The organism is Leifsonia sp. 71-9, assembly GCF_001898805.1.
In the GTDB taxonomy this organism is placed as follows: Bacteria; Actinomycetota; Actinomycetes; order Actinomycetales; family Microbacteriaceae; genus Leifsonia.
In genome coordinates this window covers 79,617-101,815 of sequence record NZ_MKVJ01000014.1, presented here as the reverse complement: position 1 = coordinate 101,815, position 22,199 = coordinate 79,617, and the positions used below count along the sequence as shown (strand labels likewise).

The 22,199-nt window shown below is 70.0% G+C and carries 23 protein-coding genes; 18 read left to right on the top strand and 5 right to left on the bottom strand.

Annotated elements, in window-relative coordinates:
* The first annotated feature begins 175 nt into the window (after positions 1-175).
* Together thrS and BGO91_RS07715 are read left to right on the top strand one after the other, a co-directional pair.
* A complete protein-coding gene (gene thrS, locus BGO91_RS07720) occupies positions 176-2,143 on the top strand; it encodes a threonine--tRNA ligase (protein ID WP_290472202.1) in 1,968 nt (655 codons plus the stop codon).
* The gene (locus tag BGO91_RS07715) at positions 2,131-2,739 is read left to right on the top strand and encodes an HIT domain-containing protein (RefSeq protein WP_021764510.1); all 609 of its coding nucleotides are present in this window, start codon (positions 2,131-2,133) and stop codon (positions 2,737-2,739) included. Before thrS ends, BGO91_RS07715 begins: the two co-directional genes overlap by 13 nt.
* A gap of 72 nt (positions 2,740-2,811) precedes the next feature.
* Here the strand turns inward: BGO91_RS07715 and pdxY are convergent, their stop codons facing one another.
* Both pdxY and BGO91_RS07705 read right to left on the bottom strand, forming a co-directional pair.
* Positions 2,812-3,663, bottom strand: a complete 852-nt coding sequence (gene pdxY, locus BGO91_RS07710) for a pyridoxal kinase PdxY (protein ID WP_290472201.1) — start codon at positions 3,661-3,663, stop codon at positions 2,812-2,814.
* Between the two features lie 23 nt (positions 3,664-3,686).
* Entirely contained in the window at positions 3,687-5,018 is a 1,332-nt protein-coding gene (locus tag BGO91_RS07705) for an aminotransferase class I/II-fold pyridoxal phosphate-dependent enzyme (protein ID WP_290472200.1), read from the bottom strand.
* An 87-nt stretch (positions 5,019-5,105) separates the two neighbouring features.
* Between BGO91_RS07705 and pdxS the strand changes: the two genes are divergently transcribed.
* From pdxS to BGO91_RS07645, 12 genes are all read left to right on the top strand, one after another.
* Positions 5,106-6,008, top strand: a complete 903-nt coding sequence (pdxS, locus tag BGO91_RS07700; protein WP_290472199.1) for a pyridoxal 5'-phosphate synthase lyase subunit PdxS — start codon at positions 5,106-5,108, stop codon at positions 6,006-6,008.
* On the top strand, positions 6,009-6,614 hold the full coding sequence (pdxT, locus tag BGO91_RS07695; RefSeq protein WP_290472198.1) for a pyridoxal 5'-phosphate synthase glutaminase subunit PdxT: 606 nt from the start codon (positions 6,009-6,011) through the stop codon (positions 6,612-6,614). It begins immediately after the preceding gene.
* Entirely contained in the window at positions 6,611-7,249 is a 639-nt protein-coding gene (locus BGO91_RS07690) for a hypothetical protein (protein ID WP_290472197.1), read from the top strand. The genes pdxT and BGO91_RS07690 overlap by 4 nt, the downstream gene beginning before the upstream one ends.
* Before the next feature lie 32 nt (positions 7,250-7,281).
* A complete protein-coding gene (locus BGO91_RS07685) occupies positions 7,282-8,046 on the top strand; it encodes a YebC/PmpR family DNA-binding transcriptional regulator (RefSeq protein ID WP_021763630.1) in 765 nt (254 codons plus the stop codon).
* 16 nt (positions 8,047-8,062) lie between these two features.
* A complete protein-coding gene (ruvC, locus tag BGO91_RS07680) occupies positions 8,063-8,677 on the top strand; it encodes a crossover junction endodeoxyribonuclease RuvC (RefSeq protein ID WP_290472440.1) in 615 nt (204 codons plus the stop codon).
* The gene (ruvA, locus tag BGO91_RS07675) at positions 8,674-9,294 is read left to right on the top strand and encodes a Holliday junction branch migration protein RuvA (RefSeq protein WP_290472196.1); all 621 of its coding nucleotides are present in this window, start codon (positions 8,674-8,676) and stop codon (positions 9,292-9,294) included. The genes ruvC and ruvA overlap by 4 nt, the downstream gene beginning before the upstream one ends.
* A complete protein-coding gene (gene ruvB / locus BGO91_RS07670; protein ID WP_179701999.1) occupies positions 9,291-10,328 on the top strand; it encodes a Holliday junction branch migration DNA helicase RuvB in 1,038 nt (345 codons plus the stop codon). Before ruvA ends, ruvB begins: the two co-directional genes overlap by 4 nt.
* 56 nt (positions 10,329-10,384) lie before the next feature.
* Complete coding sequence (gene yajC / locus BGO91_RS07665) at positions 10,385-10,810, top strand: preprotein translocase subunit YajC (RefSeq protein ID WP_290472195.1); 426 nt, start codon at positions 10,385-10,387, stop codon at positions 10,808-10,810.
* Positions 10,811-10,875: 65 nt separating this feature from the next.
* Positions 10,876-12,609, top strand: a complete 1,734-nt coding sequence (secD, locus tag BGO91_RS07660) for a protein translocase subunit SecD (protein WP_290472194.1) — start codon at positions 10,876-10,878, stop codon at positions 12,607-12,609.
* Positions 12,609-13,628 (top strand): protein translocase subunit SecF, encoded by a 1,020-nt coding sequence (secF, locus tag BGO91_RS07655; protein WP_290472193.1) that lies wholly within the window; start codon positions 12,609-12,611, stop codon positions 13,626-13,628. Before secD ends, secF begins: the two co-directional genes overlap by 1 nt.
* Positions 13,629-13,637: 9 nt before the next feature.
* The gene (locus BGO91_RS07650; RefSeq protein WP_290472192.1) at positions 13,638-13,991 is read left to right on the top strand and encodes a rhodanese-like domain-containing protein; all 354 of its coding nucleotides are present in this window, start codon (positions 13,638-13,640) and stop codon (positions 13,989-13,991) included.
* 69 nt (positions 13,992-14,060) lie between these two features.
* Positions 14,061-16,307, top strand: a complete 2,247-nt coding sequence (locus tag BGO91_RS07645; RefSeq protein WP_179702001.1) for a bifunctional (p)ppGpp synthetase/guanosine-3',5'-bis(diphosphate) 3'-pyrophosphohydrolase — start codon at positions 14,061-14,063, stop codon at positions 16,305-16,307.
* Here BGO91_RS07645 and BGO91_RS07640 read toward each other — a convergent pair.
* The 3 genes from BGO91_RS07640 to BGO91_RS07630 form a co-directional block, all read right to left on the bottom strand.
* Positions 16,294-16,887 (bottom strand): hypothetical protein, encoded by a 594-nt coding sequence (locus BGO91_RS07640; RefSeq protein WP_290472191.1) that lies wholly within the window; start codon positions 16,885-16,887, stop codon positions 16,294-16,296. The genes BGO91_RS07645 and BGO91_RS07640 overlap by 14 nt on opposite strands.
* Before the next feature lie 87 nt (positions 16,888-16,974).
* The gene (locus BGO91_RS07635; RefSeq protein ID WP_290472190.1) at positions 16,975-18,204 is read right to left on the bottom strand and encodes a DUF349 domain-containing protein; all 1,230 of its coding nucleotides are present in this window, start codon (positions 18,202-18,204) and stop codon (positions 16,975-16,977) included.
* A gap of 76 nt (positions 18,205-18,280) precedes the next feature.
* Positions 18,281-19,084, bottom strand: a complete 804-nt coding sequence (locus BGO91_RS07630) for a peptidylprolyl isomerase (protein WP_290472189.1) — start codon at positions 19,082-19,084, stop codon at positions 18,281-18,283.
* 166 nt (positions 19,085-19,250) lie between these two features.
* Here BGO91_RS07630 and BGO91_RS07625 point away from each other — a divergent pair, with 166 nt between their 5' ends.
* The 4 genes from BGO91_RS07625 to BGO91_RS07610 all read left to right on the top strand — a co-directional run bounded on the left by BGO91_RS07625 (position 19,251) and on the right by BGO91_RS07610 (position 22,191).
* Entirely contained in the window at positions 19,251-20,591 is a 1,341-nt protein-coding gene (locus BGO91_RS07625) for a replication-associated recombination protein A (protein ID WP_290472188.1), read from the top strand.
* 194 nt (positions 20,592-20,785) lie between these two features.
* Entirely contained in the window at positions 20,786-21,409 is a 624-nt protein-coding gene (rpsD, locus tag BGO91_RS07620) for a 30S ribosomal protein S4 (RefSeq protein ID WP_025155698.1), read from the top strand.
* A 132-nt stretch (positions 21,410-21,541) separates the two neighbouring features.
* Complete coding sequence (locus BGO91_RS07615) at positions 21,542-21,922, top strand: DUF948 domain-containing protein (protein ID WP_290472187.1); 381 nt, start codon at positions 21,542-21,544, stop codon at positions 21,920-21,922.
* A gap of 77 nt (positions 21,923-21,999) precedes the next feature.
* Positions 22,000-22,191 carry a hypothetical protein gene (locus BGO91_RS07610; RefSeq protein WP_021758399.1) on the top strand — a complete coding sequence of 64 codons (192 nt, stop codon included), beginning with the start codon at positions 22,000-22,002 and terminating at the stop codon, positions 22,189-22,191.
* Positions 22,192-22,199: the final 8 nt, after the last annotated feature.

Sequence of the window (22,199 nt, the reverse complement as noted above, 5' to 3'; positions counted from 1 at the left end):
CCTGTTCTGCAGGGAGATGTCTGGAGTCTACGCGGAGGATGTTTTAGCCGGGAGGTGCTGTTTTCCCGACACGCCGCGTTCACCCCCGTGCGAGGGGCGCGATCGGTGCCGAGGGCTGCCCGTGCCCCGATAGAGTTGGTCCGTTCCCTATACCGACGAATCAAGGAGTGGACAGGTGGCCGACGGCTTCGAGCTCTTCACCGACCGTTCCGTTGTCGCGATGCGCGTCAACGGCGAACTGAAGGACCTCGCGACGACCGTCACTACGACCGACGTCGTCGAGCCGGTCACGATCGACTCGCCCGACGGCCTCAACATCCTGCGCCACTCCACCGCGCACGTGCTCGCGCAGGCGGTGCAGGCGGTCAACCCCGAGGCCAAGCTCGGGATCGGCCCGCCCATCACCGACGGGTTCTACTACGACTTCGATGTCGCCGAGCCGTTCACCCCGGAGGACCTCAAGGCCCTCGACAAGGAGATGTCGCGGATCGTCCGCGCGGGCCAGCGTTTCGTGCGTCGGGTCGTCACCGACGACGAGGCGCGCGCCGAGCTCGCCGGCGAGCCGTACAAGCTCGAGCTGATCGGCCTCAAGGGCTCCGCCTCCGACGGCGGCGACAATGAGAACGTCGAGGTGGGCGGCGGCGAGCTGACCATCTACGACAACGTGGACCCGAAGTCGGGGGAGACGGTCTGGAAGGACCTCTGCCGCGGCCCGCACCTCCCGAACACCCGCATGATCGGCAACGGCTGGGCGCTCACCCGCGTGGCCGCCGCCTACTGGCGCGGCTCGGAGAAGAACCCGCAGCTGCAGCGCGTCTACGGCACCGCCTGGCCGACCAAGGACGAACTGCGCGCCTACCAGACCCGCATGGAGGAGGCCGCCAAGCGCGACCACCGCAAGCTGGGCGCCGAGCTCGACCTGTTCTCGTTCCCCGAGGAGATCGGCTCCGGTCTCGCGGTGTTCCACCCGCGCGGGGGGATCATCCGCAAGGAGATCGAGGACTACATGCGCGAGCGGCTCATCGCGAACGGCTACGAGGTCGTCAACACGCCGCACATCACCAAGGCGCATCTCTTCGAGACCAGCCAGCACCTCAACTGGTACAAGGACGGCATGTTCCCGCCCATGCACCTCGACGAGGAGCATGACGCGGACGGCAACATCACCCGGCAGGGGCAGGACTACTACCTCAAGCCGATGAACTGCCCGATGCACAACCTGATCTTCCGGGCGCGCGGCCGCAGCTACCGCGAGCTCCCGCTCCGCCTGGCCGAGTTCGGGACGGTGTACCGGTACGAGAAGTCGGGCACGCTCTCCGGCCTCACCCGCGTGCGCGGCCTCACCCAGGACGACGCCCACATCTACGTGACGGACGACCAGATCAAGGACGAGGTCGCGAGCCAGCTGCAGTTCGTCCTGGAGACGCTGCGCGGCTACGGACTCACCGACTTCTACCTCGAGCTCTCCACGAAGGACCCGGAGAAGTACGTGGGCAGCGACGAGAGCTGGGAGACCGCGACCGAGACGCTGCGCGAAGTGGCGATCGAGTCCGGCCTCGAGCTCGTCGACGACCCGGCCGGCGCCGCCTTCTACGGCCCGAAGATCTCCGTGCAGGCACGCGACGCGATCGGCCGCACCTGGCAGCTCTCGACCGTCCAGCTGGACTTCAACCAGCCGGAGCTGTTCGAGCTGGAGTACAACGCGGCCGACGGCACGCGCAAGCAGCCGGCGATGATCCACCGGGCGCTGCTCGGCTCGATCGAGCGGTTCTTCGCGATCCTGCTCGAGCACTACGCGGGCGCGTTCCCGGTCTGGCTGTCGCCGGTCCAGGTGGTGGGCATCCCCGTCGCCGACGCGTACGGCCCGTTCCTCGACGACGTGATCGCCCAGCTCCGTGCCCAGGGCGTACGGGCCGAGGTCGACCACTCCGACGACCGCATGCAGAAGAAGATCCGCACGCACACCAAGGCCAAGGTGCCCTTCCAGCTCATCGTGGGCGAGGAGGACGCCGGAGCCGGCACGGTCAGCTTCCGCTTCCGCGACGGCACCCAGCTGAACGGGGTGCCGGTCGCCGACGCGATCGAGCGCATCGTCGGGAGCATCCGCAGCCACGAGCTGGTCGACACGGCATGGCTCGCCTGAGTCTCGACGACTACGCCGCCCACGAGCCGGGCGACGGTCACGAGGGCGTCGGCGCGGACGAGGTCCGCGTCGACGACCCCTCGTACCTCGTCGGCGTGCCGGACGAGTTCCAGCGGCTGTGGACGCCGCACCGGATGGTCTACATCCAGCACGGGCAGCAGCCCGGCAAGGACGACTGCCCGTTCTGCGTCGCGCCGAGCATGAGCGACGAGGATGCCCTCATCGTCGCGCGCGGTGAGCACGCCTACGCGCTCCTCAACCTGTTCCCGTACAACAGCGGTCACCTGCTGGTCTGCCCGTACCGTCACATCGCCACGTACGACGAGGCGACGCCGGAGGAGGTCGCCGAGATCGGCTCCCTCACCCAGACGGCGATGCGCGTGATCCGCGAGGTGTCGAAGAACGACGGCTTCAACATCGGCATGAACCAGGGCGCCATCGCGGGTGCCGGCATCGCGGCGCACCTGCACCAGCACATCGTGCCGCGCTGGGCGCAGGACGCGAACTTCCTGCCGATCATCGCGAAGACGAAGGCGCTCCCGCAGCTGCTCGGGGATGTGCGCGCCTCCCTCGCCGCGGCCTGGCCGACGGCCTGAGGCTGCCGCATTCGTGCCGAATGTCGACTCTCGCGCACGCGGAGTCGACATTCGGCACGAAAGTGCGCGTGGTCAGCGCACCTGGCGCACCGCGAACTGCTCGCGCGGGTGCGCGTACGACTCCTGCGACTCGACGAGCTGCAGCTCACGGTCGCCGGACTCGAGCGTGCGGGTGAGCAGATCGAAGACGCTCGACACCGTCTTGCGGAGGGCGATCTCGGCGCTGCCGGTACGGACGTAGTGGGCCGTGAACAGGGCGGCGGTGACGTCGCCGGAGCCGTTCGCCTTCATCGGCAGTCGCGGCGTCTGCACGATCCACGCACCGGTGTCGTCGGCCGCGAGCATCTCGATGGTGTCCGCGGGCTGGTCCGGACGCTCGACGCTCGTCACCAGGACGGTGCGGGGCCCCATCGCGCGGGCCGCATCCACCGACGCCAGCGTCGACTCCAGGGTGTCGGGCGTCGTGCCGGTGAGGAAGCCGAGCTCGAACTGGTTCGGCGTGATGATGTCGGCGACCGGGACGACGCGGTCGCGGAGGAGGTCGGGGATGGCCGGAGCGACGAAGCAGCCGGACTTCGCGTTGCCCATCACCGGGTCGCACGCGTACACGGCGTTCGGGTTGGCGGCCTTGACGCGGGCGACCGCGTCGATGATGACGTCCCCGATGCCCTCGCCGCCCTGATAGCCGGAGAGCACGGCGTCGACCTGGCCGAGCACGCCGCGCTCCTCGATGCCGGTGATCACCGCGCGCACGTCGTCCGGCGAGATCAGCGGGCCGCGCCAGGCGCCGTAGCCGGTGTGGTTGGAGAAGTTCACCGTGTAGACGGGGAGCACCTCGACGCCGATGCGCTGGAGCGGGAAGACGGCGGCGGAGTTGCCGACGTGACCGTAGGCGACCGCGGACTGGATCGAGAGGATCTTCATCCCTCGATCCTCTCACCTCCGGACTACTGCCCTGTGCGCCCGGTGGCGGCGGCCGCGTCGACGAGATCGTCGAGGAGTCGGGCGGTCTCCTCCTCGGTCAGGTCGTGCACGGTGAGGCGGAGGTGGCGGGAGGGTGCCGGCTGCTCCGCGAGGAGGAACTCGTCGCCGGTGCGCGCGAGCCAGCCCCGCCGCATCAGCCGATCGGCGACGAGCCGGGCCTCGACCGGCAGCTCGACCCAGAGGTTGAGGCCGTCCGCGGCCTCGGTGGGCAGCCCGCGATCGGCGAGCCGGGCGGCGAAGGCGGCGTTGCGTTCCGCGTAATGGCGGCCCGCCGCGGCGATCGTCGCGAGGGCGGTCTCATCGGTGAGCTGCGCGAGGACGAGGCGCTGGAGGATGTGGCTGACCCAGGTCGTGCCGGGGCTGAGGCGGAAGGAGAGGCGCTCGGCCGTCTCCGGATCGGTCGCGGCGACCGCGAGGCACATGTCGGGCCCGAGGAACTTCGAGACCGAGCGGACCAGTGCGTACCGGCGGTGGCCCGGTCCGATCAGCGTCTCGTACGGCCGCTGCGAGAGCATCGAGTAATGGTCGTCCTCGATGACGAGCACGTACGGGTGGTCGGCGAGCACCGCCCGGAGTTCGCTCGCCCGGCGCGACGTGAGCGTCGCCCCGGTCGGGTTCTGGGCGCGCGGCGTGCAGATGATCGCCCGGACACCAGCGTCGAGCGCGGCGCGCAGGCCGGCGACGGTCATCCCCTCGGCGTCGACGGGGACCGGCACGGCGCGATAGCCGCCGAGCCGCACCGTGTGGATGCTGGCGAGGAAGCAGGGATCCTCCAGGGCGACCGCGTCGTCGCGCAGCAAGGCCTGGGCGAGGAGCCGCTCGACGGCATCCACCGCTCCGTTCGTGATCGTGATGCGGATGTCCTGGTCCGGCAGGCCGTCCCTGACCCAGGCGAGCGCGCGCTCCTCCAGGGCCGGGTCGATCACGGGCTCGCCGTAGAGCACCGGTCGCCCGATGGCGCCCGCGAGCGCGGCGGACGGGTCCGGGATGCGGCCCGGGTCCGGGTTGCCGGTCCCGATGTCGTGGAGCACGCTGTCGGCCGCGTAGCCCTCCTGCGCCACGGCCTCCAGTCCGGCGATGACCGTGCCCGCGCGTCCCCGTGCGACGACGACGCCGGCCTGCGCCAGCAGGCGGTACGCGGCGACGGCCGTGTTGCGGTTCACGCCGAGCCGCCCGGCGAGCTCCCGCACCGGGGGGAGCGCGTCGCCTCTGCGCAGCGCGCCGCGCTCGTGGAGGGCGCGCACGCTCGCGGCGATCTCGGCGGCCGTCGTGCCGGTGATGCTCAGTTCGTCCATGTCGCAACCGAGTCTAGTGAGCGGTTTGCGGGATGCTATCGTTCGGCATAGGCCAAAAAGAATTACGTTCCGCACGAAAGGGCGATCATGACAGACAAGGACCAGGGCGGCGCCACCGGATCGAGCCGCGTCAAGCGCGGGCTCGCCGAGATGCTGAAGGGCGGCGTCATCATGGACGTCGTCACCCCCGAGCAGGCCCGGATCGCCGAGGACGCCGGCGCCGTCGCCGTGATGGCGCTCGAGCGCGTCCCCGCCGACATCCGCGCGCAGGGCGGCGTCGCCCGGATGAGCGACCCCGACCTGATCGACGCGATCATCGCCGAGGTCTCCATCCCGGTCATGGCGAAGGCCCGTATCGGTCACTTCGTCGAGGCCCAGGTGCTCGAGGCGCTCGACGTCGACTACATCGACGAGTCCGAGGTGCTGTCGCCCGCCGACTACGTCAACCACATCGACAAGTGGAAGTTCACCGTGCCGTTCGTGTGCGGCGCCACCAACCTCGGCGAGGCCCTGCGCCGCATCAACGAGGGCGCGGCGATGATCCGCTCCAAGGGCGAGGCCGGCACCGGCGACGTCTCGGAGGCCACGAAGCACATCCGCAAGATCAGCTCGGAGATCAAGGCGCTCTCGTCGATGTCGAAGGACGAGCTCTACGTCGCCGCGAAGGAGCTGCAGGCCCCTTACGAGCTCGTCGCCGAGATCGCCGAGACCGGCAAGCTCCCCGTCGTGCTGTTCACCGCCGGCGGCGTGGCCACCCCGGCGGACGCGGCGATGATGATGCAGCTCGGCGCGGACGGCGTGTTCGTCGGCTCCGGCATCTTCAAGTCGGGCAACCCCGAGCAGCGGGCCGCCGCGATCGTCAAGGCCACCACCTTCTACGACGACGCGAAGGTCATCGCGGAGGTCTCGCGCGGACTCGGCGAGGCGATGGTCGGCATCAACGTGGCCGACCTCGCGGCGCCGCACCGCCTGTCCGAGCGCGGCTGGTAAGTGCCGGGCGACCAGCGGGCGCCGCGCGTCGGCGTCCTGGCCCTGCAGGGGGACTTCCGCGAGCACATCGCGGTCCTCCGCGGGCTGGGCGCCGACACGGTCCCGGTGCGACGCCCCGAGGAGCTCGCGGCGATCGACGGGCTCGTCATCCCGGGCGGCGAGTCGAGCGTCATGGACAAGCTGTCGCGGGCCTTCGGGCTCGCGGACCCGCTGCGGGAGGCGATCGCCGGCGGCCTGCCCGTCTACGGCACGTGCGCCGGGCTGATCATGCTCGCCGACACGATCGTCGACGGGATCGCCGGGCAGCAGAGCCTGGGCGGACTGGATGTCGCGGTCCGCCGCAACGCGTTCGGCTCGCAGGTGGACTCGTTCGAGACCGACCTCGACATCCCGGCGATCGGCGGCGAACCGATGCACGCGGTGTTCATCCGCGCGCCCATCGTCGAGTCCGTGGGGGAGCGGGCCACTGCTCTCGCGCGCGTCGCCGACGGCCGCGTGGTGGCGGTGGAGCAGGGCAACCTGCTCGGCACGTCCTTCCACCCGGAGATGACGGGGGACACCCGCTTCCACGAGTACTTCCTGCGGAAGCTACGATCGCACGGGTGACCGCTCCGACGCCGCCCGTCTTCCCCTACGAGTCGCAGTGGGGCGATCTGCGGTGCAACGAACCGCTCATCGTCCGCGGGGAGTCGCCGGCGCTCCATCACGATTGGGCGGCGGACGGCTACGCGTCGCAGGCCGAGTACGAGTTCTGGGCGGCGCACGTCTGCGGGCTCGCGTGCCTGCGCTCCGTCCTGCGGGCGTGGCGGCCAGAGCTGGGCGTCGTGCCCATGGCGCGGGTCATCGACGGGGCGGTGGAGGCCGGCGCGCTGGTCCGCCGCGACGACACGGTCGACGGTCTGTACTACCGTCCCTTCCTCTCCTGGATCGCCGACGCGTTCGGGATCGAGGGGGAGGTCGTCGAGCGGACGGCGACGGCGGAGTTCCTCCCGCTCGTCCGGCCCGGCCAGGTCGTGCTGGCCTCCGTCTCGCCGGAGATCCGCTGGCCAGAGCGGCCCAACGAGCGCCGAGGCGGTCATCTGGTCCTCGTGCACGGCCGCGACGGCGACCGGTTCGTCTTCCACAACCCGTCCGGGATCGGCGCCACCGCGGCGGACGCGACCGCGGATGTGCCGACCTTCGCCCGGTTCCACGCCGAGCGGGGAATGGTCCTGCGCGACGGACGGGCCGCATTACTATAGACAGGTTCAGAACGTAACTCGAGGGAGCAGCAGTGTCCGGGCATTCCAAGTGGGCCACGACCAAGCACAAGAAGGCGGTCATCGACGCACGCCGTGCCAAGTCGTTCGCCAAGCTCATCAAGAACATCGAGGTCGCGGCCAAGACGGGCGGGGCCGACATGTCGGGCAACCCGACCCTGGTGGACGCCGTCCAGAAGGCCAAGAAGACCTCGGTCCCCAACGACAACATCGACCGCGCGATCAAGCGCGGAGCCGGGCTCACCGGTGAGACGATCGACTACACGACGATCATGTACGAGGGCTACGGCCCGGGCGGCGTCGCCCTCCTGATCGAGTGCCTCACCGAGAACAAGAACCGCGCGGCCGCCGAGGTCCGCACCGCGATGACCCGCAACGGCGGCACCATGGCCGACCCGGGCAGCGTGGCGTACAACTTCCACCGCAAGGGCGTCATCGTGGTCCCGCACGCCGACGGCGTGGACGAGGACACGGTGCTCACCGCCGTCCTCGACGCCGGCGCCGAAGAGGTCACCGACCGGGGCGAGAGCTTCGAGGTGCTGACCGAGGCGACCGACCTCGTGGCGGCGCGCACCGCGCTGCAGGAGGCCGGGATCGACTACGACTCGGCCGACGCCGAGTTCGTCGCGACCGTCAACGTCGAGGCCGACGCCGACGTGGCCCGCAAGGTGTTCAGACTCATCGACGCTCTCGAGGACTCGGACGACGTGCAGAACGTCTACACGAACCTCGACCTGACCCCCGAGGTCCAGGCGCAGCTCGACGAGGACGACGAGTAAGAGACCGGCCATGTCGATCCGGGTGCTCGGCATCGACCCCGGACTCACGCGGTGCGGCGTCGGGATCGTCGACGTGCGATCCGACCGCCGCGCCGTCCTGGTCGAGGTGACGGTCATCCGCACCCCGCCCGGGATGCCGATCGAGGAGCGCCTGCTCGCGGTCGGTGACGGCATCGAACGGCTCCTGGACGAGCACCGCCCCGCCGCGGTCGCGATCGAGCGGGTCTTCGCGCAGCACAACCTGAGCACCGTGATGGGTGTCGCGCAGGTCAGCGGTGTCGCCCTCCACGCGGCCGCCAAGCGAGGACTCCCGGTCGCGCTGCACACGCCGAGCGAGGTGAAGGCCGCCGTCACGGGCTATGGGTCGGCGGACAAGAAGCAGGTGCAGGCGATGGTCGCCCGCATCCTCGGCCTGGCCGAGGTGCCCAAGCCCGCTGACGCGGCGGACGCCCTGGCGATCGCGATCTGCCACGCGTGGCGCGGCGGACCCGTTCCCGCGCCGCGGGCAGCCGGCGGGGGAGCGGCGCAGCCGGCCGCCGGGACCGGGACGCAGACTCCCGCCCAGGCCGCATGGCTCGCCGCGGAGCGGTCCGCCCGGGCGTCGGCGGCGCCCCGTAGGCTGGCCAGGTGATCTCCTCTCTCCGCGGCACCGTCCTCTCCGCGACCGGCGGCAACGCCGTGATCGAGGTCGGTGGCGTCGGCTTCGCCGTGCAGCTGACCCCCGACCATGTCCTCTCCCTCCGCACCGGCGACGAGGCGTTCATCCACACGTCGATGATCGTGCGGGAGGACTCCCTGCAGCTGTTCGGTTTCGTCGACCGCGAGCAGCTGGAGGTCTTCGAGCTGCTCACGGGCGTCACCGGCGTGGGGCCGAAGTCCGCCATCGGCGTCCTCTCCGTGCTCTCGCCCGACCAGATCGCCGACGCGGTCGCGGCCGACGACGACGCGCCGTTCCGCAAGGTGTCCGGGATCGGTCCCAAGACGGCGAAGCTGATCGTGGTGTCGCTGACCGGTAAACTGGTGGCCACCCGCCGCGTCGCTCCCGCCGTCAGGTCCGCCGGCGCGCCGTCGTCCGTCGCCGACAGCGTGCTCATCGCCCTCGTCGGCCTCGGCTGGCCGGAGAAGGTGGCGGGCGAGGCCATCGCCGACGTCGTCGCCGACACCGACGAGGCCGCGCGCGACTCCGTGCAGACGCTGCTCCGCCTGACGCTCGCCCACCTCGGCCCGGCCGCGCAGGGCGCCCGATGAGCGACGACCTGACCGCCCCGGAGCTCGAGTCCGAGTCCGAGCTCGCCTTCGAAGGCGCGCTGCGTCCGCGGTCGCTCGCGGAGTTCGTCGGGCAGGCCAAGGTGCGCGGGCAGCTCCAGCTGCTGCTCACCGCGGCGAAGATGCAGGACCGGACGGCGGATCACATCCTGCTCGCCGGCCCTCCCGGACTCGGCAAGACGACGCTCGCCATGATCGTGGCGCACGAGAGCGGCCGGCCGCTGCGCCTGTCGAGCGGCCCGGCGATCCAGCACGCCGGCGACCTCGCCGCCCTCCTGTCGTCGCTCACGCCGGGCGAGGTGCTCTTCATCGACGAGATCCACCGCATGGCGCGATCCGCGGAGGAGATGCTCTACCTGGCGATGGAGGACTTCCGCATCGACATCATGGTCGGCAAGGGAGCGGGTGCTACCTCGATCCCGCTCGACCTGGCCCCCTTCACCCTCGTCGGCGCGACCACGCGCTCCGGCCTGCTGCCGAACCCGCTGCGCGACCGCTTCGGGTTCACCGCTCACCTGGAGTTCTACGACGAGTCCGAGCTGACGCAGGTGCTCGCCCGCGCGGCCACGATGCTCGAGCTCGACATCGACCGGGAGGCGCTGGCCGAGATCGCCGGGCGCTGCCGCGGCACCCCGCGGATCGCCAACCGGCTGCTGCGCCGGGTCCGCGACTACGCCCTCGTGCACGGCGGCGACGCCGACCTGGCCGCGGTCGGCGCGGCGCTCGAGCTGTACGACGTCGACCCGCTCGGACTGGACCGCCTCGACCGCGCCGTGCTGCACGCGATCCTCGAACGGTTCGACGGGGGACCGGTCGGCCTGAACACCCTCGCCGTCTCGGTCGGGGAGGAGGCGGAGACGATCGAGTCGGTCGTGGAGCCCTTCCTGGTCCGCATCGGACTGCTCTCCCGGACCCCCAGAGGGCGGGTCGCGACTCCCGCCGCGTGGCGGCATTTCGGTATTCCCGGCCCGCACCAAGGCCGTTCGGAGCAACCTTCCCTGATCGATGACTTATGATGTGAGGTGGCCGTTCGGCCCCTCAAACTCCCCACCGGAAGGTTCGGCAGAAATTCATGGCCATTGATCCGCTGACTATTGTGATGGTCGTCATCCTGGCGGCCCTCATCTTCTTCATGTTCCGCAACAGCCGCAAGCGCCAGAAGGAGCAGGCTGAGACGCGTTCGAAGATGGTGCCGGGCGCCGAGGTCATGACCAACTTCGGTCTTTACGGGACGCTGCTGTCCGTCAACGAGGACGACAACACCGCGCTCGTCGAGACGAGCCCCGGGCACGTCCTCAAGGTGCACCGCCAGGTGCTCGCCCGCGTCGTGGAGCCCACCGTCGCCGAGCCGGCCGAGGCCGACACGGACGTCGACGCGGAGCTCACCACCGGTGCGGCCGAGCTCAACGCAGACCACGCGATCCGTCACGACGAGCCGGAGTACGGCGAGCGGATCGACGAGACCTCCAAGAAGCCCGGCGCGAAGAGCGACGACTAACTCCCGACCCGTGGGCCGCGGCGCTTCGGCGCGCGCGGAACACTCGTAGAAAGCTGAGTTCCTAGGTGGCAAAGTCGACTCCGGCCAAGAAAGCCTGGCGTTCCCTGACATGGCTCGGCGTGCTGGTGGTGGTCCTCCTCGGGACTCTCACCGCCGGCGTGCTGTTCAGCAACGCGACGTGGCTGCCGAAGCTCGCCCTCGACCTCGAGGGCGGCACCCAGGTGATCCTGACGCCGCAGGTCGAGAACGGGCAGCAGATCCAGCAGCAGCAGCTGGACCAGGCCGTCTCGATCATTCGTCAGCGCATCGACGCCTCGGGCATCTCCGAGGCGCAGATCTCCACCGAGGGCTCGCGCAACATCGTGGTCTCGCTCCCGGGCAAGCCCGACGAGGAGACGCTGAACCGGGTGAAGTCGAGCGCCCGCCTCGACTTCCGTCCGGTGCTCGTCGCCGGAGGCCCGACCAACGAGGTCGTAGGGGCCGACGGCAAGTCGACGCCGGCACCGACCCCTGCGCCCGGTCTGGAGTCGACCCCGTCGACCTCGCCGACGAACGGCAGCGACCTCGCCTGGGTGACTCCGAAGCTCCAGGCGGACTTCAACGCGTACTCGTGCTCGGCGAACAAGTCGCAGGACGAGAGTGCCGCGCCGACCGATCAGCCGCTCATCACCTGCGACGACCAGGGCCAGGTCAAGTACCTGCTCGGCCCGGTCGAGGTGAAGGGCCAGAACATCAGCGACGCCAGCGCCGGTCTGGTGCAGAGCTCGCAGGGCGTGAGCACCGGCCAGTGGGCGGTCAACATCGTCTTCGACTCGACCGGCACCAAGCAGTTCGCCGACGTCACGACCCGCCTGGTCGGCCTCACCGGCTCCCAGAACCAGTTCGCGATCGTCCTCGACGGCAAGGTCATCTCCGCCCCGACGACGCAGGCCGCGATCACCGACGGCAAGCCGCAGATCACCGGCAACTTCACCGAGACCAGCGCCAAGGCCCTCGCCGACCAGCTCAAGTTCGGCGCACTGCCGTTCAGCTTCAAGGTGCAGAGCCAGGACACGATCTCGGCGACGCTCGGTTCGGCCCAGCTCATCGCCGGCCTCATCGCCGGCCTGATCGGCCTGATCCTGGTCGCGATCTACACCTTCTTCCAGTACCGCCTGCTGGGCCTCGTCACGATCTTCTCGCTCGTCGTGGCCGGTGTGCTCACCTGGCTCACGATCTCGCTGCTGTCGTGGCACTACGGGTACCGCCTGTCGCTCGCCGGCGTCGCGGGACTCATCGTCGCGATCGGCTTCACAGCGGACTCGTTCATCGTCTACTTCGAACGAATACGTGACGAGTTGCGCGACGGCCGAAGTCTGGAGTCGGCGGTCGAGGCCGGCTGGGGCCGTGCCCGCCGGACGATCTACGCGTCGAAGGCCACCAACCTCCTCGCCGCGATCGTGCTGTACGTCCTCGCGGCGGCGAACGTCCGCGGCTTCGCGTTCACGCTGGGTCTGACGACGATCATCGACGTCATCGTGGTGCTGCTCTTCACCCACCCGACGCTGCAGCTGCTGGGGCGCACACGCTTCTTCAGCACCGGCCACGCGTGGTCGGGTCTGGACCCTGAGGCGCTCGGCGCCGTGTACCGCGGCGCCGCCCAGTTCCGTTCGCCCAGCGCGGCGAAGGTCGGCGCGGGCACCGCGGCACGCAGCAGCAAGGAGGCGGCTCGCCGCCAGACGATCGCCGAGCGCAAGGCTGCGGAGCTGACCGGCGCCTCGACCTCCTCCGATCGTTCGACCGATGGGAAGGACTCCTGATGGCCGCCAGCCGTCTCACCAAGTTCGGCAACGACCTCTACACCGGTGCGCGCTCGTTCGACTTCGTCGGCAAGCGCAAGATCTGGTACGTCATCGCAGCGGTGATGGTGATCGTGTCGATCCTGATCCCGATCGTCAAGGGCGGGTTCAACTTCTCCATCGAGTTCCGTGGCGGTTCGCAGTTCCAGATCACGAACGTCGAGGACACCAACACCGAGAAGGCGCAGTCCGCCGTGACGAGCGTCGTGCCGAACGCCGTCTCGCACGTCAGCGTCGTCGGCGCCAACGCCGTGCAGGTGCAGACCGACCAGCTGTCGGACACCCAGACGAAGGCCGTCGCCGACGCTCTGGCGAAGGCCTACGGCGTGCCGGACACCGAGGTCGCGTCGACCTTCATCGGCCCGTCCTGGGGTGCGGACGTGACGCAGCAGTCCATCCAGGGTCTCGTCGTGTTCCTCTTGCTCGCGTTCATCGCCATGGCCCTGTACTTCCGCACCTGGAAGATGTCGGCCTCGGCGATCATCTCGCTGTTCCACGACCTGATCATCACGGCGGGCATCTACGCGCTCGTGGGCTTCGAGGTGTCGCCGGCGACGATGATCGGCTTCCTGACGATCCTCGGGTACTCGCTCTACGACACCGTGGTGGTCTTCGACAAGGTCCGGGAGAACACCCGGGAGGAGATGGAACTCACCAGGCGGACATTCGCGGAGTCGGTGAACCTCGCCGTCAACCAGACGCTGGTGCGCTCGATCAACACCGCCGTCGTCGCGGTGCTGCCGGTCGCGTCCATCCTGTTCATCGGCGCCTACGCGCTCGGTGCGGCCACCCTGCGCGACATCTCGCTCGCACTGCTGATCGGCATCATCGTCGGCACGTACTCGACGATCTTCCTGGCCGCTCCGATGTACTCGCAGTTCCGCGAGGGCGAGGCCGCGGTGAAGAAGCACGACCAGAAGGTGCGCGCCATCCGCCCGAAGGCCGCCACGGCGGCTGCCGAAGCGGTCGCGGCGGAGTAGCGCGAGCGCATGGGCGGCCCCTATCTCTCCGAAGACGAGGTGAGCGCTGCCCGCGCTCGCGAGCTCATCGCCGCGGGCGAGGCGTACCTCCTCGACGTCCGCGAGCCGTACGAGTGGGAGGAGGTGCGCTCTCCGGACGCGCATCTCATCCCGCTGTCCCAGCTCCAGGAGCGTCAGGACGAGCTCCCCGAGGACCGGCAGATCCTGGTGATCTGCCACTCGGGAGCCCGCTCCCGGATGGTCACGGACGCCCTCGTCCGCGCGGATTTCCCCGCTGCGAACGTGGCGGGCGGCATGATCGCCTGGGAGTCCAGCGGCGCGCCGGTCGAGCGGGGCGCGAGCCCCTCCGGGACCGTCAGCTGATCGCTGCGAGCGGATCGTGGCCGGAACGGCCCCGTGATGCGGCGATAATGGAGCACAGGAGGCGCGCACATGGTTGATACATCGACACCGCAGTCCGCCTCGCTGCGCCGCCTCGTGCCGCGCATCTTCTCGCGTGCGCAGCCCGCTGGCGCGGTGGACACGCTCATCCGCACGGTCCGCATGCACCACCCGAAGGCCGATCTGTCGCTCATCGAGCGCGCCTATGCGGTGGCGGAACGCGCCCACAGCGGCCAGAAGCGGCGCTCCGGCGAGCCGTACATCACGCATCCCGTCGCGGTGGCGCAGATCATCGCGGACCTGGGGATCGGCGCGAAGACCATCGCCGCCGCGCTCCTGCACGACACCGTCGAAGACACCGAGTACACGCTCGACGAGCTGCGCGACCAGTTCGGCGACGAGATCGCCATGCTCGTCGACGGCGTCACCAAGCTCGACAAGGTCAAGTACGGCGACAGCGCGCAGGCCGAGACCGTCCGCAAGATGATCGTGGCGATGTCCAAGGACATCCGCGTGCTCATCATCAAGCTGGCGGACCGCCTGCACAACGCGCGGACCTGGGGCTTCGTCCCCGCCGCCAACGCGACCCGCAAGGCCACGGAGACCCTCGAGATCTACGCGCCGTTGGCGCACCGGCTCGGCATCCAGGCGATCAAGTGGGAGCTCGAAGACCTCTCGTTCGCGGTGTTGTACCCGAAGCTCTACGCGGAGATCGAGAGCCTGGTGAAGCAGCGGACCCCGGAGCGCGAGCGCCTCGTCCAGCAGGTGATCGACGCGATCAACGACGATCTGAAGTCCGCGCGCATCCGCGGCAAGGTCGCCGGCCGGCCGAAGCAGTACTACTCGATCTATCAGAAGATGGTCGTGCGCGGCCGCGAGTTCGACGACATCTACGACCTCGTGGGCATCCGCGTGCTCGTGAACACGGTGCGCGACTGCTACGCAGTGCTCGGCCAGATCCACGCCCGGTGGACGCCGATGCCGGGGCGGTTCAAGGACTACATCGCGACCCCGAAGTTCAACCTCTACCAGTCGCTGCACACGACCGTGATCGGCCCGCAGGGGCGCCCGGTCGAGATCCAGATCCGCACCGAGGAGATGCACCAGCGGGCCGAGTTCGGTGTCGCGGCGCACTGGAAGTACAAGGAGCAGACCACCGGCAAGAGCGCCGGCGGCCCGGCCACCCCCGACACCGACCTCGCGTGGCTCGCGCACATCTCCGACTGGCAGGCAGAGACGGCGGACCCGTCCGAGTTCCTCGACTCGCTCCGATTCGAGATCGGCGCGAAAGAGGTCTACGTATTCACGCCGAAGGGCCGTGTGATCGGCCTGCCCGCGGGCGCGACGCCGGTGGACTTCGCCTACGCCGTGCACACCGAGGTCGGTCACCGCACGATGGGCGCCAAGGTCAACGGCCGGCTGGTCCCGCTCGAGAGCACGCTGGCGACCGGCGACGTCGTCGAGATCTTCACCTCCAAGAACCCGGACTCCGGCCCGAGCCAGGACTGGCTCAACTTCGTCAAGAGCCCGCGCGCGCGGAACAAGATCCGCCAGTGGTTCACCAAGGAGCGCCGCGACGAGGCCATCGAGCAGGGCAAGGACGCGATCGCGCGCGCCATGCGCAAGCAGAACCTGCCTCTCCAGAAGCTGATGACGCAGGACGCCCTCGTCGAGGTCGCCTCGTCCCTGAAGTACGCCGACGTGTCGACGCTGTACGCAGCCGTGGGCGAGGGGCACGTCTCCACCCAGTCGGTGATCGAGAAGGTCGTGGCATCGCTGCAGAGCGACGTCGAGTCGGACGGCGAGATCGACATCCCCGTGAAGGGCCGCCGCCAGCTGCGCAACAGCGACTCCGGCGTCCTGGTGCGCGGTGCGCCGGACATCCTGGTCAAGCTCGCGAAGTGCTGCACGCCGGTCCCCGGCGACCCGATCGTCGGCTTCATCACACGCGGTCAGGGCGTCTCGGTGCACCAGGCCAACTGCCACAACGTGCAGTCCCTGCTGCAGGAGCCGGAGCGCATGATCGACGTCGAGTGGGCGCCGAGCTCGAAGAGCGTCTTCCTCGTGCAGATCCAGGTGGAGGCGCTCGACCGCGCCGGGCTGCTGTCGGACGTCACCCGGGTGCTCTCGGAGCACCATGTGAACATCCTGTCGGCGACCGTGACCACGTCGAGCAACCGCCTCGCGCTCAGCCGGTTCGTGTTCGAGATGGGCGACACCACCCACCTCGACCGGGTGCTCAACGCGGTGCGTCGCATCGACGCCGTCTACGACGTGTACCGCGTCAGCGCGGGCTGACATCGCCGCTCCCGGTCTCCACCAGCGGAAGCCGGGACTGCTCGACGACCCGGATGCGCTGTAACGCGCGCGTGGAACCGCCGCGGCGTGTGCGCGGCACATAGCTGCGCAGCGCTTCGGGCGAGACCGCGGCGAGCGACAGCAGGTGCCGCACCTCGAGCGCCTCCGGCTCGTCGAACCGCGTCGTGGACAGCAGGAGATCGGCGGCGGTGCGGAGGGGAGTCGTCACCTCCAGTGGACCGATCGGGTGCGTCTCCCCGCGCTCGAACGTGCGCTGCCGGCCGTCGACGCTCACGGGGAGGCGTGTCCCGCGACGTGACGGGTCGAGGCAGACCTGGGGCCGTGGCGGGGGAGCGCCGCGCGTGCCGTGGATCCACGCGGCCGTGGCCCGTTCGGCGATCGCGCGACGGGGAACGGTCGCGGCCAGCGCACGCGCGCGGAGCACCGGCGTGTCAGGGGTGTCCGTGGGAGCGAAGGACTCCCCGACGCGGTACAGGTGACCGTCCAGGCACAGCGAGAGCAACTCGGCGAGCGGGAGGACGTGTCGGTCGAGGAGGGCGGGGCACAGTGTCTCGGTCATCTCCCCAGCGTGGCGGGTGCGACGCCGGGGAGACGGCCGGGACGGAGATCTGTGGAGAAGTCGGGTGCCGAGCCCGGCTGTGGGGGATCAGCCGAGCGCGTCGAGCCAGATCTTGCGGGCGTCGAGGGCTTCCTGCGCCGCCTTGACCTTGGCGGCGTCGCCGCCGGCCTTCGCCTCGGCGAGCTCCTCCTCCAGCTTCGCGATGGCCGCGTTGAGCTGGCTGGCGAGCCCTTCGGACCGGGCCTTCTTCTCGGGGTTGTTGCGCTCCCAGTGCTCCTCGTCGAGGCGCCGGACGGCGGTCTCGACCTTGCGGAGGCGGTCCTCGATCGGGCGGACCTGCTCGCGCGGCACGCGACCGATCGCGTCCCAGCGCTCCTGGATCGACAGCAGCGCGGTACGTGCCGTGTCGCGGTTGGTCTCCTTCAGGAGCGGCTCGGCCTCGTCGAGGAGCGCGAGCTTCGCCTGCAGGTTGGCCTCGTACTCGACGTTGTCGCGCGCGTCGACCTCGGCCTTCGCCGAGTAGATCGCGTCTCCCGCGGCCTTGAAACGCGCCCACAGGGCGTCGTCGTTCTTCTTGCCCGCGCGGCCGGCCAGCTTCCACTGGTCGAGCAGACGCCGGTACTCGGGCACGCCGTCGGCGCCCTGGGGGATGAGGCGCTCGGCCTGCTCGATGAGGGCGTTCTTCCGGCTGCGCACATCGCGGTGCTGGTTGTCCAGCTCCGCGAAGAACGCCTTGCGGTTGTGCTCGATCGTGGAGCGCGCGGCACGGAACCGCTTCCAGAGCTCGTTCGCCTCGTTCTTGGGCAGGCGCGGGCCGTCGTGCTGGTGGGCCTGCCAGCGGGCGAAGAGCTCGTCGAGCGCGGAGGTGGTCTGCTTCCACTGCGTGCGCTCGGGATCCTGCGCGGCGAGGGACTCGGCCTCGGTGACGATGGCGGTGCGCTCCGCGATGGCGGCCTCGACGGCGGCCTTGGCTTCGGCGCTCTGCTGCTCCGTCAGCTCCTCGACGGTGCCGCCCAGCGCGTCGAGACGCGTGAGGAGCGAGGCGAGGTCGCCGACGGCGTTCGCGCCCTCGACGGCCGAGCGGAGGTTCGCGACCGACTTCGCCACGTCGCCGGCCGGGGCACCGCGCCGGGCGCGCTGCTCGAGCAGGGAGACCTGCCCGGCGAGATCCGTGTACTTGCGCTCGAAGTAGGCGATCGCCTCCTCGGGCGTGCCGTCCGGGTACTGGCCGACGGTGCGTTCCCCGTCGCCCTCGCGGACGTACACGGTGCCGGTCTCGTCGACGCGGCCCCAGGGGTGCTGTTCAGAAGTAGCCAAGAGTCTCACCTTGCTGCTGTGCGGTCAGGGCGGAGAGCCCGCCCCACGGTGGAATCAGCCTATTGCACACGCCGCATCACTGCAGCGTGAAGCTGTCGATCTTGGTCGCGACGACGGGCTTGCCGTCCGTTCCGCCTCCGTCGACGCCCTTGGCGACGACGTCGGAGGTGAGGGTGTCGAGACCGCTCGCGATGGTGCCGAGGACGGTGTAGCCGCCGGCGGCGTCGGACGGGATGGGGCTGTCCTTGTAGACGATGAAGAACTGGCTGCCCTGGCTGTAGCCGTTGCCGCTCTGGCGGGCCATCGCGATCGTCCCTGCCGGGTAGACGCCGTCCTTCGGGGCGTTCTCCACCGGGCCGTACGAGTAGCCGGGGCCGCCGGTGCCGTCGCCGTTGGGGTCGCCGCACTGGAGCACGTAGATGCCGTCGGTGGTCAGGCGGTGACAGCTCAGCCCGTCGTAGAAGCCCTTCTTCGCGAGCGAGATGGTCGACGACACGGCCTGCGGGGCCTGCTTGCCGTCGAGGGTGACGCCGAGGTCGATCCCGTTGATGACGAGCGAGCCCGTCCAGTCGCGGCCCTCGGCGATGCTGGAGGACGGCACGTCGCCGCTGTTCGCACCGGTCGCGGAGGGGGTGGGGGTGGGCGTCGCCGACGGGGAGGCGGAGGACGACGCGGTGGCGGCGCCGGGGCCTCCCGTGAAGTAGAGGAGCTGGGTGGCGACCGCGAGGCCGACCACCACGACGACGGCGATGCCGGCGATCCAGTTGTCGCGCTTGCGGCGCTTGACCTTCGTCTCGTGCACGGTCTGCCGCGCCTGGTAGGCGCGCAGGCGCTCTCGCGCCTGCCGCGCTTCGCGGTCGTTCGGCTTGTTGGGTGCCACGTGTGTCCTCCGAGGGGCGCCGTCGAGCGGGGAGTCGGTGTCCCGAGGAAGACCGGTCCGCGGGTCAGGAGAACCCTATCCGGCACGCCTATGGACGCCAAACCAGCGCGCGGCGGGTCCTGGACGGGCGGAGGGCGGTGTCAGTGGCGGCCGGTAGCCTGGTAGGATGGTCGATGTGCAACCCGGGCTCCGTACGGGAGCGACGCCGCTCGCTGTGCGCATGCGGCCGACCTCGCTCGACGAGGTGGCGGGTCAGCGGCATCTGCTGCGTCCCGGCTCCCCGCTGGTGGCGCTCGCGTCCGACCAGTCCGGGCAGACCGGCTCCGTCTCCGTCATCCTCTGGGGGCCTCCCGGCACCGGCAAGACGACGCTCGCGCAGGCGATCGCGCACTCGTCCGGCCGCAAGTTCGTGGAGCTCTCCGCCGTGACCGCCGGGGTGAAGGACGTCCGCCTGGTCATGGACGAGGCGCTCTCGACCCGCGACCTCTACGGCGTCTCGACCGTGCTGTTCCTCGACGAGATCCACCGGTTCACCAAGGCCCAGCAGGACGCCCTGCTCCCCGGCGTGGAGAACGGGTGGGTGATCCTCGTGGCGGCGACCACCGAGAACCCGTCGTTCTCGGTGATCTCGCCCCTCCTCTCGCGCTCCCTGCTGCTGACGCTCGAGACGCTGAGCGACGACGACCTGGGCGTGGTGGTCGACCGCGCCGTGGCCGACGACCGCGGGCTGGGCGGCCATTACACGCTCGCCGACGAGGCGCGGGCGGCGATCATCCGGCTCGCCTCCGGTGACGCGCGACGCGCCCTGACGGCGCTCGAGGCCGCCTCGGTCTCGGCGGCCTCCGCCACCCCCGCGACGTCGAAGAAGAAGCCGGTCATCACGGCGGAGATCGTCGCGCAGGCGGTCGACCGCGCCCTCCTGCGCTACGACCGCAACGGCGACGAGCACTACGACGTCATCAGCGCCTTCATCAAGTCCGTGCGCGGCTCGGACGTCGACGCGGCGCTCCACTACCTCGCCCGGATGATCGAGGCGGGGGAGGACCCGCGGTTCATCGCCCGGCGCATCATCATCTCCGCCTCCGAGGACATCGGGATGGCGGACCCGCAGGCGCTGGTCGTCGCGATCGCCGCCGCCGACGCGGTGCAGTTCGTGGGGATGCCGGAGGGACGCATCCCGCTCGCGCAGGCCGTCGTGCACCTGGCCACGGCCCCGAAGTCGAACGCCGCCTACATGGCGCTCGACGCGGCCATCGCGGACGTGCGCGCCGGCAAGATCGGGCGGGTGCCGAAGCACCTGCGCGACGCGCACTATCCCGGGGCGAAACGACTCGGCCACGGCAAGGGCTACAAGTACCCGCACGACGACGCCCTCGGCGTGCTCGAGCAGCAGTATCTGCCGGACGAGCTGAAGGACACGACGTACTACACGCCGACCGACCACGGCAACGAGCGCGACCTCTCCGCGCGCCTGGCGAAGCTGCGCCGCATCGTGCGCGGACGCTGACCGCATTCTGATACACTCGATGGGCCTAGAAGCGTGCACGGCGTGCGGCTGCGCCCACCACGTTCTCGAAGGGGATAGTCCTGTAGCCGGGCGCCCCTGGCAGATAATCCCTCTCTCAGCGCACTCGTCGTGCGCGCGGGCGCCTCTGTCGCGTCCCGCAGTCCATGTACTAGAGAGACCATTGAAAGGAAACCGTGTCTTCACGTTCCCGCAGCAAGACCCGCGAGTCGCGTGCCCTCGGCATCGCGCTCACCCCGAAGGCCGCGCGCTACCTCGAGAAGCGCCCGTACGCCCCCGGTGAGCACGGCCGCACCAAGCGCAAGGCCGACTCCGACTATGCCGTGCGTCTGCGCGAGAAGCAGCGTCTGCGCGCCCAGTACGGCATCCGCGAGAAGCAGCTCCGCATCGCCTTCGAAGAGGCCCGCCGCACCCAGGGCCTGACCGGTGAGAACCTGGTCGAGATCCTCGAGATGCGTCTCGACGCGCTCGTGCTCCGTGCCGGCTTCGCCCGCACGATCTCGCAGGCCCGCCAGTTCGTCGTGCACCGCCACATCCTCGTCGACGGCAAGATCGTGGACCGTCCCTCCTTCCGCGTGAAGCCGGGTCAGCTCATCCACGTCAAGGCCCGCTCCGAGGGCACCGAGCCCTTCCAGGTCGCGGCCGCCGGCGGACACGTCGACGTCCTGCCCAAGGTCCCGGCCTACCTCGACGTCGAGATCGACAAGCTCCAGGCCCGCCTCGAGCGTCGCCCCAAGCGCGCAGAGGTCCCCGTGACCTGTGAGGTCCAGCTGGTCGTCGAGTACTACGCGGCCCGCTAAGGCTCCGCGAGACTCCCGGAACGGGGTCGTGGCTTCGGCCGCGGCCCCGTTCCGTCGTCCCGGGCACTGTACGCGGGCCGGGTCGGGACTACGCTGGACGAGTATGCCGGTGGCGGAATGGAAGGACGACTCGTGTCTGGTGGCGACATCGCAGGACTCATCGCGGCGGGCGTGTTCGCCGTCCTGGTCGGCTTCATCGCCGTGCCTCTCCTCAAATTCGGCCGGGTGCTCGACCAGACCAGGGACTCGATCAAGGACGCCAGCGACGGGATCACCCCGATCCTGGACGAGACGGCCACCACGATCCGCGAGACCAACAAGCAGCTCGCCCGCGTCGACGTCATCACCAGGAACGTCGCCGACGTGACCGGCAACGTGTCGGCGCTGGTGTCGCTGTTCGCCGCGACCGTCGGCGGTCCTCTCATCAAACTCGCCGGCTTCAGCGCCGCTGTGAAGGCGGCCTTCGGGGCCGTCGGCGGCGCGCGGGGGAGCAGGCGCGCGCGCTCGAAGTAGAGCCGCCCCGTCTCCGCCCGCTGCCATTAGACTCGTTCAGGTGTGCTCGCGCACCGGACACGGAGGGAAGAACAGCAATGAAGAGTTTCCTGTGGCTCCTCGTCGGCGTGGGAATCGGCTTCGCCGTCGCCCACCAGGTCAACGAGACTGCGAAGGGTCGGGAGTTCTTCAGCTCGCTCGACCGCAAGGCGCGCGACTTCGGCGAGGCCGTCTCGGACGGCTACCGTCAGCGCGAGGCGGAGATCCGCTCCGCGATCGACGGCGACTGACCAGCGCC